General features: G+C 72.3%; 11 protein-coding genes. 1 reads left to right on the top strand and 10 read right to left on the bottom strand.

The annotated features are described in order from the left end of the window. Positions 1 to 51: 51 nt before the first annotated feature. The 8 genes from R6Y94_RS02615 to R6Y94_RS02580 all read right to left on the bottom strand — a co-directional run bounded on the left by R6Y94_RS02615 (position 52) and on the right by R6Y94_RS02580 (position 8,897). Positions 52 to 1,224 (bottom strand): ABC transporter substrate-binding protein, encoded by a 1,173-nt coding sequence (locus R6Y94_RS02615; protein WP_318394120.1) that lies wholly within the window; start codon positions 1,222 to 1,224, stop codon positions 52 to 54. 87 nt (positions 1,225 to 1,311) lie between these two features. Further along, the gene (locus tag R6Y94_RS02610; RefSeq protein ID WP_318394119.1) at positions 1,312 to 2,181 is read right to left on the bottom strand and encodes an ABC transporter permease; all 870 of its coding nucleotides are present in this window, start codon (positions 2,179 to 2,181) and stop codon (positions 1,312 to 1,314) included. Continuing rightward, positions 2,178 to 3,185, bottom strand: a complete 1,008-nt coding sequence (locus tag R6Y94_RS02605; protein WP_318394151.1) for an ABC transporter ATP-binding protein — start codon at positions 3,183 to 3,185, stop codon at positions 2,178 to 2,180. Before R6Y94_RS02605 ends, R6Y94_RS02610 begins: the two co-directional genes overlap by 4 nt. A gap of 5 nt (positions 3,186 to 3,190) precedes the next feature. Further along, positions 3,191 to 4,072: an ABC transporter permease gene (locus R6Y94_RS02600; protein ID WP_318394118.1), complete on the bottom strand. Its 882-nt coding sequence runs from the start codon at positions 4,070 to 4,072 to the stop codon at positions 3,191 to 3,193. Positions 4,073 to 4,079: 7 nt separating this feature from the next. Next, positions 4,080 to 5,141: a TIGR03842 family LLM class F420-dependent oxidoreductase gene (locus tag R6Y94_RS02595; RefSeq protein ID WP_318394117.1), complete on the bottom strand. Its 1,062-nt coding sequence runs from the start codon at positions 5,139 to 5,141 to the stop codon at positions 4,080 to 4,082. Between the two features lie 7 nt (positions 5,142 to 5,148). Continuing rightward, positions 5,149 to 6,630: a CoA-acylating methylmalonate-semialdehyde dehydrogenase gene (locus R6Y94_RS02590; RefSeq protein ID WP_318394116.1), complete on the bottom strand. Its 1,482-nt coding sequence runs from the start codon at positions 6,628 to 6,630 to the stop codon at positions 5,149 to 5,151. 9 nt (positions 6,631 to 6,639) lie between these two features. Continuing rightward, on the bottom strand, positions 6,640 to 8,043 hold the full coding sequence (gene hydA, locus R6Y94_RS02585) for a dihydropyrimidinase (protein WP_318394115.1): 1,404 nt from the start codon (positions 8,041 to 8,043) through the stop codon (positions 6,640 to 6,642). 14 nt (positions 8,044 to 8,057) lie between these two features. Beyond that, positions 8,058 to 8,897, bottom strand: coding sequence for a nitrilase-related carbon-nitrogen hydrolase (locus R6Y94_RS02580; RefSeq protein WP_318394114.1), 840 nt, complete (start codon positions 8,895 to 8,897; stop codon positions 8,058 to 8,060). 174 nt (positions 8,898 to 9,071) lie between these two features. Here R6Y94_RS02580 and R6Y94_RS02575 point away from each other — a divergent pair, with 174 nt between their 5' ends. Then, positions 9,072 to 10,454 (top strand): aminotransferase class I/II-fold pyridoxal phosphate-dependent enzyme, encoded by a 1,383-nt coding sequence (locus R6Y94_RS02575; protein WP_318394113.1) that lies wholly within the window; start codon positions 9,072 to 9,074, stop codon positions 10,452 to 10,454. A 64-nt stretch (positions 10,455 to 10,518) separates the two neighbouring features. On the opposite strand, the gene R6Y94_RS02570 is transcribed toward R6Y94_RS02575, so the two are convergent. Continuing rightward, a complete protein-coding gene (locus tag R6Y94_RS02570; RefSeq protein WP_318394112.1) occupies positions 10,519 to 11,691 on the bottom strand; it encodes a PQQ-binding-like beta-propeller repeat protein in 1,173 nt (390 codons plus the stop codon). Between the two features lie 101 nt (positions 11,692 to 11,792). After that, positions 11,793 to 13,049 (bottom strand): glycosyltransferase family 87 protein, encoded by a 1,257-nt coding sequence (locus tag R6Y94_RS02565; protein WP_318394111.1) that lies wholly within the window; start codon positions 13,047 to 13,049, stop codon positions 11,793 to 11,795. Positions 13,050 to 13,140: the final 91 nt, after the last annotated feature.

Here is a 13,140-nt window from a genome sequence, read left to right as displayed (position 1 = left end):
CTCCCGGTGAACCACCGACCGGGGAAGCCACCCGAGGGCCGAGGAGTCCGCTCAGGCGCCGCCCTCGTTCAGGGTGACCGTGACCGGCTTGTACCCGGTGCCGGTCACGTCGAGGCCGGCCGCCCGGACCTGGTCCAGCGCCGCCCGGACGTGGTCGTTGGTGTACGCGGTCGGCTCCGGCCGCTTGGTCAGCACCGTCTTGCCGTCCTGGTTGCGGGTGGTCAGCGCCAGGTCGACGGTGGCGTTCCAGGCCGCCTCGTCGACCACTCCGATGCCGCCCGGCGACGGCCAGACCAGCTTGTTGACCTCGTTCGCCTGCCACAGTTGGTGACTGGCGCCGAGCTTGGACCCCCGCTTCACCACCAGGTCACGACACTGGGTCACATTGTCCCGGCAGTAGATCCACCCCTTCAGGGTGCCGGCCAGGAACTTCGTCGCGGTCTCCTGATAGCGCTTGTCGTCCGCCAGCCGCTCGCTGCTGGCCCAGACCGCGTCCTGGAGCATCGCCGTGCCGACCGTGTTCCAGTCGAGCACGGTGAACGCCTCCGGCTGGTAGAGCTGGCCGGTCTTCGGGTCCTTCGCCTCCAGCAGTTGGGCGTACTCGTTGTAGCTCATCGCCTGGGCGGCGTCGATGTCGCCGCGCAGCAGCGCCTGCATGTCGAACTGCTGCTGCACCAGCGTGACGTCCCGGCCCGGGTCGAGCCCGGCCCTGGTCATCGCGGCGAAGAGTTCGAACTCGTTGCCGAACCCCCAGTTGCCGACCTTCTTCCCCCGCAGGTCGGCGGGCGAGGTGATCTTCTTGTCGGCGAAGCTGACCTGGTAGGTCCCGGACCGCTGGAAGATCTGCGCGATCTGGGTGATCCCGGCGCCCTGCTCCCGGGAGGCCAGGGCCTTCGGCACCCAGGCCACCGCGAAGTCGGCCTGCCCCTGTGCCAGCACGGTCTGCGGCACGATATCGACGCCGCCCTCCAGGATCTGCACGTCCAGGCCCTGCTCGGCGTAGAAGCCCTGGTCGGCGGCGGCGATGAAGCCGGCGAACTGGGCCTGGACGAACCACTGCAACTGCAGGCGGACCTTGGTGGTCCCGCCCGCCCCGGTGTTCGGGGTGCCGGCGGTGTCCGCCGTGCCGCAGCCGGTCAGCAGGGCGACGCTCAGTATTCCGGCGACCAGGCCGCGGCCGAGATGGCCGCCGAAGCCCGGAAGCAGACGTGCCGATGTTCGCATCGTTCCTCCAGCGGTGAACTCCGTTCGGGGCCGGTCGGCCCCGGGGTCGGGCTGCGCCGGGCGGGCGAGGGCCAGGCGGGTCGGGACTCAGCCCGGCCGCCGCGCGCGCCAGGGCATCGCGAGGCGTTCCAGGCCAAGGGCGGCGAGATAGAAGACGAGACCGAGTACGCAGGCCCCGAGCACGAACGCCCAGGCCCTCGGGTACGCGGTGTAGGAGGCGGCCGAGGTGATCCGGGAACCGAGCCCGTCCTGCCGCCCACCGAAGTACTCGGCCACCACGGCGGCGATCACCGAGAGCGAGGCGGCCTGCCGCAGCCCGGTGAAGACGAACGGCAGCGCCCCGGGCAACCGGACCAGCCGGGTGAAGGTCCAACCGCCGGCCGCGTAGCTGGCCATCAGCTCCCGGTGCACCGGCTTGACCTCGGCCAGCCCGCGCAGCGTGTTGAGGAAGACCGGGAAGAAGACCACGATCGCCACCACCAGCCGGCGCGGGATGCTGCTGGTCGAGGAGAACATGTTGTTCAGGATCGGGGCGAGCGCGATGATCGGCAGCGCGTTCAGCGCCGCCGCGACCGGTAGCGACACCTCGGCCAGGAACCCGAACCGACTGGCCAGCATCGCGGCGCCGAGCGCGGCCAGCGCGCCGAGGAGCAGCCCGATCCCGGCGTTGCCGCCGCTGGCCAGCCCGACCTGCCAGATGGTGGCCCGGTTGTCCCAGAACTCCGCGCCGATCCGGGACGGCGCCGGCAGCAGGAACGGCGCCACCCGGCCGAGGGTGACCGTCAGCTCCCAGAGCACCAGCCCGAGTACGCCGAAGAGCAACGGCGGCCAGGCGGACCGGAGCAGCCCGAGGGCCCCGGCCGGCCGGCGGCGGCCCCCGACCGGTGCGGCCGGATCCACCGCCACGGTGGGGTCGACCAGGACGGCCGACCCCGGCGCGGCTCCGCCGGTGGTCATGCCGGTGCTCCGGCGGCAGCCGGGTCCGCCCCCGCTGGCGGGGCTGACCCCGGCCTGCGCGCGCTGCCCGGTGGTGCGAGACCCGGGCCCCGCAGCGCCTGCCGGACCCGGGTGATGCCGGCGAAGAACGCCGCCGACTGCCGGGTCGCCTCGGTCCGCTCCCCCAGCTCCACCCCGACGGTCTCGACGATCCGGCCGGGCCGGGCGGACATCACCACCACCCGGTCCGACAGGTAGACCGCCTCCGGGATCGAGTGGGTGACGAAGACCGTACTGGTGCCCTTGCGGGCGCAGATCCGCAGCAGTTCGTCCTGCAACCGTTCCCGGGTCATCTCGTCCAGCGCCCCGAACGGCTCGTCCATCAGCAGCAGCGGTGGGTCCACCGCCAGCGCTCGGGCGATCGCCACCCGCTGCTGCATCCCGCCGGAGAGCTGGTCCGGATAGTGCCCGGCGAAGTCGGCCAGCCCGACCAGTTCCAGCATCTCCCGCGCCTTGGCCTGCCGGTCCCGCCGGGACAGGCCGCGCAGCTCCAGCGGCAGCTCCACGTTGCGGGCCACCGTCCGCCAGTCCAGCAGCCCGGCCTGCTGGAACGCGATGCCGTAGGCCAGGTCCCGCCGGGCCTGCCGGGCCGACCGGTCCGCCACCCGTACGGTGCCGCCGGTCGGCGGCACCAGGTCGGCCACCAGCCGGAGCAGGGTGGACTTGCCGCAGCCGGAGGGCCCGATCAGGGTGACGAACTCGCCCCGGCCGACCGTCAGGCCGACGCCGTCGAGCGCGGTCACCTCGTCCGGCCGGCCGACGTTGAACACCTTCGTCACCCCGGCCAGCTCGACGGCCGCACCGGGTTCGACCGGCCGCCCGGCGCGACCGCCCGGGCTCGGGCCGCCGGTCGACGCGACCACCCGATCGATCGCCGCCTCGGCTCCCCGGTCGACCACCGCCTCGGTCTCGGCCTGGTCGGTCACCGCCTCGGGCGCCCGATCGGTCACCGCACCGGTCTCCATCTCCGTCACCGCGTCGAGGCCCTTCGTCGGGGGGACAGCAGCAGTTCCGCGAGGCCGACCGCGCCGGCCACGACGAGCCCGAGCAGCGCCGCACCGAGCAGCGCGGTGTAGACCTTGGCCGGGTCGGTGGTCGCCTCCCGGGCGTACTCGACGACCAGCCGGCCGATGCCGCCCCGCGTACCGGTGGAGATCTCCCCGACCACCGCGCCGACCACCGCCGCCGCCCCGGCCAGCCGCAGCGCCGGGAAGAGGTAGGGTCGGGCCGCCGGCAGCCGCAGTTTCACCAGCGTGCGCCACCAGCCGGCCGCGTAGCTGCGCATCAGCTCCTCGGCGATCGGGGCCGGGGACTGGAGCCCGCGCAGCAGCCCCACCGCGATCGGGAAGAACGCCAGGTACGCCGCGATGGTCGCCACCGACATCCACGGCTGCCACGGGCGGGAGCCGATGCTGAACTGCCCGCCCCAGCCGGCGATCACCGGGGCCAGCGCGATCAGTGGCACGGTCTGGGAGAGGATCACATACGGCAGCAGTCCCCGCTCGGCGACCCGGAACCGCTGCATCAGTACCGCCAGTACGGCACCGACCAGCACCGCCGCGACGAAGCCGACCGCCACGGCGCGCAGGGTGAACGCGGCGGCCCGCAGCACCACCAGGCCGACCGGCTCGCCACCGGCCAGTTCGGGATCGGCGAACCGGCCGAGGATCTCGGCGACGTGCGGCATGGCCCCGTCGTCGGCCCGGGGCAGCAGCCGTACCCCGAACAACGTCGTGCCGTCCGGATCGCCGACGGCCTTGTAGCCCTCCCAGAGCAGCACGCCGAGCAGCGTCGCACCGAGCGTGCCGGCGACCACCCGGCCCCGCCCCCGCCAACCGCCACTCGCCGGCATGCCGCGCTCAGCCCGCCGTCGCCGGCACGTCGGGACCGATCCGGGGTGCCGGTGCCGGGGACGGCGCCCCGCCCAGCGCCGGGATCACCGACTCGCCGTACGCGGCCAGGGTGTGTTCCTTGTCGTCGTGCTGGAGATAGACGGCGAACTGGTCGACGCCGAGTTCCCGCAGCGCGGCCAGCTTCTCCAGGTGTGCCGAGACCGGCCCGAGCAGGCAGAACCGGTCGACGATCTCGTCCGGTACGAAGTCGGTGTGCGTGTTGCCGACCCGGCCGTGCTCGGCGTAGTCGTAGCCGCGCCGCCCGGCGATGTAGTCGGTCAGCGCTCTCGGTACCGCGCCCGAGCCGTCGGCACCGTACCGGGCGACGATGTCGGCGACGTGGTTGCCGACCATCCCGCCGAACCACCGGCACTGGTCGCGCTGGTGTGCCAGGTCGTCACCGACGTAGGCGGGTGCGGCGACGCAGAACGTGATCGCCGCCGGGTCCCGGCCGGCCCGTTCGGCGGCCCGCCGGACCGTGCCGATCATCCAGGCCGCGATGTCCGGGTCGGCGAGTTGCAGGATATAGCCGTCACCCACCTCGCCGGCCAGCCTCAGCGCCCGGGGCCCGTACGCGGCGATCCACATCTCCAGCGCCCCGCCGGAGACCCACGGGAACCGCACCTGCCGCCCCCGGTAGTCGGCGGTCCGGCCGTGCGCCAGTTCCCGGATCACCGTCACGCAGTCCCGCAGTTCCCCGATGGTGGTCGGCGGATAGCCGAGGGTACGCAGTGCCGAGTCGCCCCGGCCGATCCCGCAGACCGTACGGTTGCCGTACATCTCGTTGAGGGTGGCGAAGAGCGAGGCGGTGACGGTCCAGTCCCGGGTGCCGGGGTTGGTGACCATCGGTCCGACCATCACCCGCTCGGTCTCGGCGAGGATCTGCGAGTAGATCACGAACGGCTCCTGCCAGAGCAGGTGCGAGTCGAAGGTCCAGACGTGGCTGAAGCCGGCCGCCTCGGCCCGTTTCGCCAGCGCCACCACCTCGCGGGCCGGCGGGTCGCACTGGAAGACCACCCCGATGTCCATCAGCCGCTCACCGCACCCTCGGGAAGCCGAGGTCGACTCCGCTCGAGGCCGGGTCGGGCCAGCGCGAGGTGACCACCTTGGTCCTGGTGTAGAAGGCCAGCCCCTCCGGGCCGTACATGTGCAGGTCGCCGAAGAGCGACGACTTCCAGCCGCCGAAGCTGTAGTAGGCGACCGGTACCGGGATCGGCACGTTGATCCCGACCATGCCGCAGACCACGTCGTACTGGAACCGCCGGGCCGCGCCGCCGTCCCGGGTGAAGATCGCGGTGCCGTTGCCGTACTCGTTGGAATTGACCAGGGCGACGGCCTCGGCGTAGCTGTCCACCCGGACCACCGACAGCACCGGCCCGAAGATCTCGTCGAGGTAGTAGTCGGAGTCGGCCGCGACGTGGTCCACCAGGGACGGGCCGAGGAAGAAACCGGGCCCGTCGGCGGCCGGCAGCGCCCGGCCGTCCACCACCACCCGGCCGCCGGGCCGGTCCAGGTAGGCCCGCACCCGGTCCCGGTGCTCGCCGGTGATCAGCGGCCCCATCTCGGCGTCCGGGTCGCTGGCCGGGCCGACCCGGATCCGCGCCATCCGCTCCGAGATCGCCTCGACCAGCGGGTCGGCGACCGCGCCGACCGCGACCACCACCGAGACCGCCATGCAGCGCTCCCCCGCCGAACCGAACCCGGCCGAGACGGCGGCGTCGGCGGCGGCCCCGACGTCGGCGTCCGGCAGCACCACCATGTGGTTCTTGGCCCCGCCGAGCGCCTGTACCCGCTTGCCGGCGGCGGTGCCGGCGGTGTAGATCGACCGGGCGACCGGGGTGGAGCCGACGAAGGAGAGCGCGGCCACGTCCGGGTCGGCGATCAGCGCCTCGACCGCCGACCGGTCGCCCTGGACGACGTTGAACGCCCCGTCCGGCAGCCCGGCCCGGCGCAGCAGGTCGGCCAGGAGCAGCGAGACGCTCGGGTCCTTCTCGCTCGGCTTGAGCACGAAGGTGTTGCCGGCGACCAGCGCGGTGCAGAACATCCACATCGGCACCATGGCCGGGAAGTTGAACGGGGTGATCCCGGCGACCACCCCGAGCGGCTGCCGGATCGAATAGACGTCCACCCCGGTCGCGGCCTGCTCGCTGTAGCCGCCCTTGAGCAGGTGCGGCGCGCCGGCCGCGAACTCGACGTTCTCCAGGCCCCGGGCCAGTTCCCCGGCCGCGTCGGCCACCGTCTTGCCGTGCTCGGCGGAGAGCAGGGTGGCGATCTCCTTCCGGTTGGCGTCCACCAGGTCGCGGAACCGGAACATCACCTCGGCCCGCCGGGACAGCGACGCCGCCCGCCAGGCCGGTTGCGCGGCGGCGGCGGAGCGGACCGCGGCGCGTACCTCGGCGTCGGTGGCGGCGACCACCACGGCCTGCCGTTCTCCGGTCGCCGGGTCGTAGACCGGCAGCCGCCGGTCCCCGGTGCCGGCGACCTCGGCCCCGTCGATCCAGTGTGGAATCTCCCGCATCACGCCACCTCAGTTCAGGTAGGTCGACAGTCCGCGCCGCAGGTAGCGCCCGTGCCCGCGCCGCCCGTGGTACGCCCCGTCGGCGACCAGTACACTGCCCCGGCTGATCACGGTGTCGACCCGGCCGGCGATCTCGTAGCCCTCGTACGCCGAATGGTCCATGTTCATGTGGTGGGTGGCGACGCCGATGCTGGTCCGGCCGACCGGGTCGTAGACGACGATGTCGGCGTCGGAGCCGGGGGCGAGCACCCCCTTGCGGGGATAGAGCCCGAACATCCGGGCCGGGGTGGTGGCGATCGTCTCCACCCAGCGCTCCAGGGTCAGCCTGCCGTCCACCACGCCCTGGTAGAGCAGGTCGACCCGGTGTTCCACCCCGCCGATCCCGTTCGGGATCTTGGAGAAGTCGCCGAGCCCCAGCTCCTTCTGGTCCTTGAAGCAGAACGGGCAGTGGTCGGTGGAGACCACCGCCAGGTCGTTGGTGCGCAGCCCCTGCCACAGGTCGCGGTGGTGCGACTCGTGCCGGCTGCGCAGCGGGGTCGAGCAGACCCACTTGGCGCCCTCGAAGCCGGGGGCGCCGAGCTGGTCCTCCAGGGTCAGGTAGAGGTACTGCGGGCAGGTCTCGGCGAAGACGTTCCGGCCGGCGTGCCGGGCCGCCGCGACCTGTTCGAGGGCCTGGCTGGCGCTCAGGTGCACGATGTAGAGCGGGCAGTCCCGGGCCACCTCGGCGAGCCGGATCGCCCGGTGCGTCGCCTCCGCCTCCAGGGCCTCCGGCCGGGTCAGGCCGTGGTGGATCGGGTCGGTCTCGCCCCGGGCCAGCGCCTGCTGCACGAGTACGTCGATCGCGATGCCGTTCTCGGCGTGCATCATGATCATGGCGCCGTTCTCCCGGGCCCGCTGCATCGCCCGGAGGATCTGGCCGTCGTCGGAGTAGAACACCCCCGGGTACGCCATGAAGAGCTTGAAGCTGCTGATCCCCTCGTCGGCGACGAGCATGTCCATCGCCTTGAGCGCGTCGTCGTCGACCCCGCCGAGGATCATGTGGAACGCGTAGTCGACGTGGCAGTTGCCGTCGGCCTTGGCGTGCCAGGCGGCCAGCCCGTCCTGCACCACCTCGCCGGTACGCTGCACCGCGAAGTCGACGATGGTGGTGGTGCCGCCGTACGCGGCCGCCCGGGTGCCGGTGTCGAAGGTGTCGGAGGCGTTGGTGCCGCCGAACGGCAGCTCCATGTGGGTGTGCGCGTCGATCCCGCCGGGGATGACGTACTTCCCGGTGGCGTCGACGACCTGGTGGTCGCCGTCCGGCGCCCGCCCGGGTGCGAAGAGCGCGACGATGGTCTCGCCGTCGACCAGGACGTCGGCGGCGTGCGTGCCGGTCGCCCCGACGACGGTGCCACCCCTGACCAGCAGTGTCATGGTGTGCCTCCTGTTCAGGGCTGGACCAGGTCGCCGTACGCGTCCGGGCGGCGGTCCCGGTAGAAGGCCCACCGGTCGCGTACCTCGGCGAGCAGGCCCAGGTCGAGGTCCCGGACGATCAGCTCCGCGGCGTGGTCGTCGCCGACCTCGCCGACGAACTGCCCCTCCGGATCCACGAAGTACGACGTGCCGTAGAAGTCGTTGTCGCCGAGGTCCTCCACCCCGACCCGGTTGATCGCCCCGACGAAGTACTCGTTCGCCACCGCCGAGGCCGGCTGCTCCAGCTTCCACAGGTACGCCGAGAGGCCCCGGCTGGTCGCCGACGGGTTGAACACCACGGTGGCACCGGCCAGGCCGAGCGCCCGCCAGCCCTCCGGGAAGTGCCGGTCGTAGCAGATGTAGACGCCGATCCGGCCGACGGCGGTGTCGAAGACCGGATATCCGAGGTTGCCGGGGCGGAAGTAGAACTTCTCCCAGAATCCCTTCACCTGCGGGATGTGCGTCTTCCGGTATTTGCCGAGATATCTGCCGTCGGCATCGACCACCGCGGCGGTGTTGTAGAGCACGCCGGGCTGCTCCTGCTCGTACATCGGCAGCACCATCACCATGCCGAGTTCGGCGGCGAGCGCGGCGAACCGCTCCGTGGTCGGGCCGGGGATCGACTCGGCGTACGCGTAGTAGCCCTGGTCCTGCACCTGGCAGAAGTACGGGCCGTAGAACAGCTCCTGGAAACAGATGACCTTGGCGCCCTGTGCGGCGGCCTGCCGGGCGTACTCCTCGTGCGCCTTGATCATCGATTCCTTGTCGCCGGTCCAGTTCGTCTGCACCAGGGCCGCGCGGATGATCTCTGCCATGGTCGAACCTCCTCGGCACCGTGCCCGCTGGTGGTGCTCGTCGGTGGAGAGCCTGCTGACCTTGCGATGACCTTGTGTGACCTTTGATTTTCCGACCGGATGGCGTAGGACTTTAGTGACACAAGTCGGGGCGGACAATGGCCAATTTGTTACTGATTTTTTCGGAGAAGTAACATGCTGCAGCTCATCGCCAGCGCGATCGACGACCGTACGGCCCGGGGCGTCGCCGCGGCGGTGAGCCGGCTGGTCCGTACCGGCGAGCTGCCGGCCGGCACCCGGTTGCCGACGGTCCGCTCCGTCGCCCGGGAACTCGGGATCAGCCCGACCACGGTCAGCGAGGCGTGGCGCTCGCTGGCCAGTGCCGGGGCGATCCAGACCCGGGGTCGTTCCGGCACCTTCGTGCTGCCACCCAACCGGCTCCGGCAGAGCCTCCGGTACGCCCGGCTCACCGCCAGCCCGGCGACGCTGCCGCACGACTTCTCCACCGGCGTACCCGATCACGACCTGCTGCCGGACCTGGCACCCGCGCTGCGCCGGATCGGCGACACCCGGCTCACCACCTCGTACCTGGAGGAGCCGGTGCTGCCCCGCCTGGAGGTGGTACTCCGGGACCGCTGGCCCTTTCCACCGCAGCAGCTCACCGTGGTCGACGGCGCGCTGGACGCGCTGGACCGAGTGGTCGGGGTGGCCGTCCGGCTCGGCGACCGGGTACTCGTGGAGAATCCGGCCTTTCCGCCCCTGCTCGACCTGCTCGACACCGTCGGTGCGGTGCCGGTACCGGTCACCCTGGACGGCTCCGGCATCGCGCCGGGCTCGCTCGCGGCCGGACTCGATCGGGCCCCGGTGGGGCTGCTGCTCCAGCCCCGGGCGCACAACCCGACCGGCATCTCGATGACGCCGGAGCGCGCCGCCGAGCTGGCCAGCGTGCTCGCAGGGCACCCGCTGGGCGGCACCGTCGTGGTGGTCGAGGACGACCACGCGGGCGACATCGCCTCCGCCCCACCGGTCTCGCTCGGCGAGTGGCTGCCCGAGCAGGTGGTGCACATCCGCAGCTTCTCCAAGAGCCACGGCCCCGACCTGCGGCTCGCCGCCGTCGGCGGGCCGGCCGCGCTGGTCGCCTCGGTCGCCGACCGGCGCCTGCTCGGCCCCGGCTGGTCCAGCCGGGTACTCCAGGCCGTACTGCTCGACCTGCTCACCGATCCGGCGACGGTCCGGGTGCTGGCCGGCGCCCGCCGCGAGTACGCCCGCCGCCGCGACCTGCTCACCGCCGCGCTGGCCGACCGGGGTGTCGACGCTCCGGCCCCGGACGGGATCAACATGTGGATTCCGGTACGCGACCAGCAGCAGGCGATGCTCTCGCTCGCCGCGCACGGGATCGCGGTCGCCCCCGGCAGCCCGTTCGAGATCGATCCGCTCGGCACCGACCACGTCCGGCTCACTGTCGGACTGGTCCGGGACGGCTTCGACGACCTCGCCGACCTGCTCGCCGACGCGGCCGGCGGACCACACCGGGCCAGCGGCCGCCGCCTGCGTACCCTGCGCCGCAGCATCCGCTGAACCGAGCCGGGGCGACCGTTCGGCCGCCCCGGCTCGGTGGTACGGCGGGCGGTGCGTCGGTGGCTCACCGCCACGGTGGCGGCGGCGGGGCCCGGACCGCGAAGAGGGTCTTTTCGCCGTCCGGCACGTAGACCGTGTCGCCGGTCGCTGCGGGCGCACCCGAGTTCCGGTCCCCGGCCGCGAAGCGCCAGCCCACCTGGCCGGTCGCCGGATCGAACGCGTACACCGTGCCGTCGCCAGCCGCGCTGGAGTAGAGGATCGCACCGGCCGTGACCAGCTCGGACGCGTGGAACACCGCCGACCAGAGCAGCTCGCCGGTCGACGCCCGGTAGGCGTTGGTACGCCAGCGGTCGAAACAGCAGCCGGTGCCGAACGGCACGTAGACGGTGTCGTTCCGGACGACCGGGGCGGCCACGAGCTCGGACTCGTGGCTCCACAGTTTCCGGCCGTCCCACAGGTCGAAGGCGCCCAGGTAGCTGGCGGCTGCCGTGATGTGCACGGCCCGCTCCGAGACCACCGGGGCGGCATCCACCGGGCCCGGCAGCCCGGAATAGCTCCACCGGACGGCACCGGTAGCCGCGTCGAGCGCGTACAGCGTGCGGTCGCCGCCGACGTAGACGACGCCGTGTGCCACCGTCGGACCGGTACCGTCCGAGCGGCCCAGGTTGCGGCTCCACCGGAGCTGGCCGGTGGCCTGGTCCAGCGCGTAGAGGTTCGGGCCGAGACTGCCGTGCTGGTCGGCGACGTAGACGAGCCCGTCGGCCGCGCTCAGCGTCGCGCGGAGGCTGCCGCCGACCCGGTAGCTCCAGCGGATCCGGTGGGTGTCGACGTCGAGTGCGTACAGCAGCTCGGAACCGGCGAGGTAGAGGACGCCGTCGGCGATCGTCAGGGTGGTGTCCGGTTCGGGAACCGGGTGCGTCCAGCGGACGGTGCCGGTCGCGGCGTCGAGCGCGTAGAGGGTGCCGTCGGCGCTGCCGAGATAGACCGTGCCGACCGCGACGACCGGGCCGGCGTGGGTCTCGTCGGCGGCGGTGAAGGTCCACCGGAGCTGCGGTCCGGTGGGTCCGGTCGGCCGGCCCGGCAGGCCGAGGTGTATCCCGGAGAGGTAACCGAGCAGGAGTGCGAGCGCCGCTCCGGCCATGGCCCCGGCGAGGGTGCCGGCGGAGGTGCGGCGTCGAATCGGCTCGGGCGGAGCCCGCAGGACCGTCGAGCGACGGTCGATCCCGGTGACGTTCACGTTTCCCACCCATCCCCAGCGCACGTCGGCTACGACGAAGCGGAGTCCGGGTAAGCCACCACTTACCCGGTCATCGTAACCCCCGGAATGACGTACTTCAATCAAACGGGCGAAAGGCGCACGGCGCTGCCGCCGGCCGTGCGCTCGCGGGCCCGCCTGGTCAGCGCGTGGAAGCCGGTGCCGAGCGCCGCGACGACGACGACGTTCCGGACGACCAGCAGGACCGTGCCGGGCCAGTCGGGATCCGTCGACACCTGCGCGTAGTACCACGGGAACAGCGCACTGGTCAGCGCGGTCGCGACCATGATCAGCGCGCTCGCGACGCGCTGCGTGGTGTCCCGGCGGGTCAGGCAGACCGCCGCCACCCCGATCAGCCAGAGCATGTACTGCGGGGAGAAGACCCGGCTGGTCACCACTGTGGTCAGGAGCGCGAGCAGCGCGACGTCGAAGCCGAAAGTACCGGTCCAGATGCGTCGCCGTCCGCTGACCAGCCACCAGAGGCCCAGTGCGCCCAGTCCGAGCACGGTCAGGACGGGAAGCCCGATCGCCACGGGTCGCACCAACGGGTGGTCGACGAACTCCATCGCGCCGTAGGTGTACCGGACGTCGATGGTGCGGTCGCCGAGCCGGGCCAACACCAGTGGGGTGGCGCCGATCGACTCGATCTGGAGGCCGCGATCCGCCTGGTTGCCGGTGAAGCCGGACCAGGCGCCGGTGAAGGCGAGCGTGAGGGCACCGCCGAGCGCGGCGAGCGTCACGACGAAGCCGGTGAGGATCGGCCGGAGGCCGCCGAACGGTCTGGCGGCGATCAGCAGCACCGCCGGCCAGACCTTGATCAGCGCGCCGATGCCCAACGCCGCACCGGCGACGACCGGACGGCGCAGCATCGCGGCGAGCGCGATGACGGCGGCCGCGGTGACGAAGATGTCATACCGGGCGTACGTCAGCAGGTTGAGGAGCGGGACGACCACGGCCCACGCCCCGGCGCCGAGGAGCAGGCCGTCGCCACGGGCGAGTCGGAGCAGGGTGAGCAGGACCAGCAGGTCGGCGACGAGGGCAAGGGTGAAGAACGTGATCTCGTACGAGCCGACCGGGTCTCCCGCGACGTGCCGGAGGGAGCGGAAGAGTGCGGCGGCGCCGGGCGGGTACTGCCACATCGGATCGTCGTGCGGAACCTGCCAGTCGAGCAGCGCGTCGGTCCAGCGGCGGTAGAGCGCCACGTCGGCGAAGACGTTCCCGACCGGAGCATTGATCACGTTCGCATAGATCAGGACGAACACCGCCCGGGTGACGGCCCAGACTCCGACCACACCGATTGCCGACCGCAGCCGGCCCCTCGGATGGGACTGTCCACCCACGCGATCGATCGTCGGCACCCGCTCCGCCTATCCACCAGGGTCAATGCCGGCGGAAGGAGTCTAGATCCGGCGGGCGGCTCGGCACCCCCGG

This window comes from Plantactinospora sp. KLBMP9567, from assembly GCF_033446045.1.
Taxonomy (GTDB): Bacteria; Actinomycetota; Actinomycetes; order Mycobacteriales; family Micromonosporaceae; genus Plantactinospora.
The sequence above is the reverse complement of the archived record's forward strand: the minus strand, read 5'-3'. Positions and strand labels throughout refer to the sequence as shown.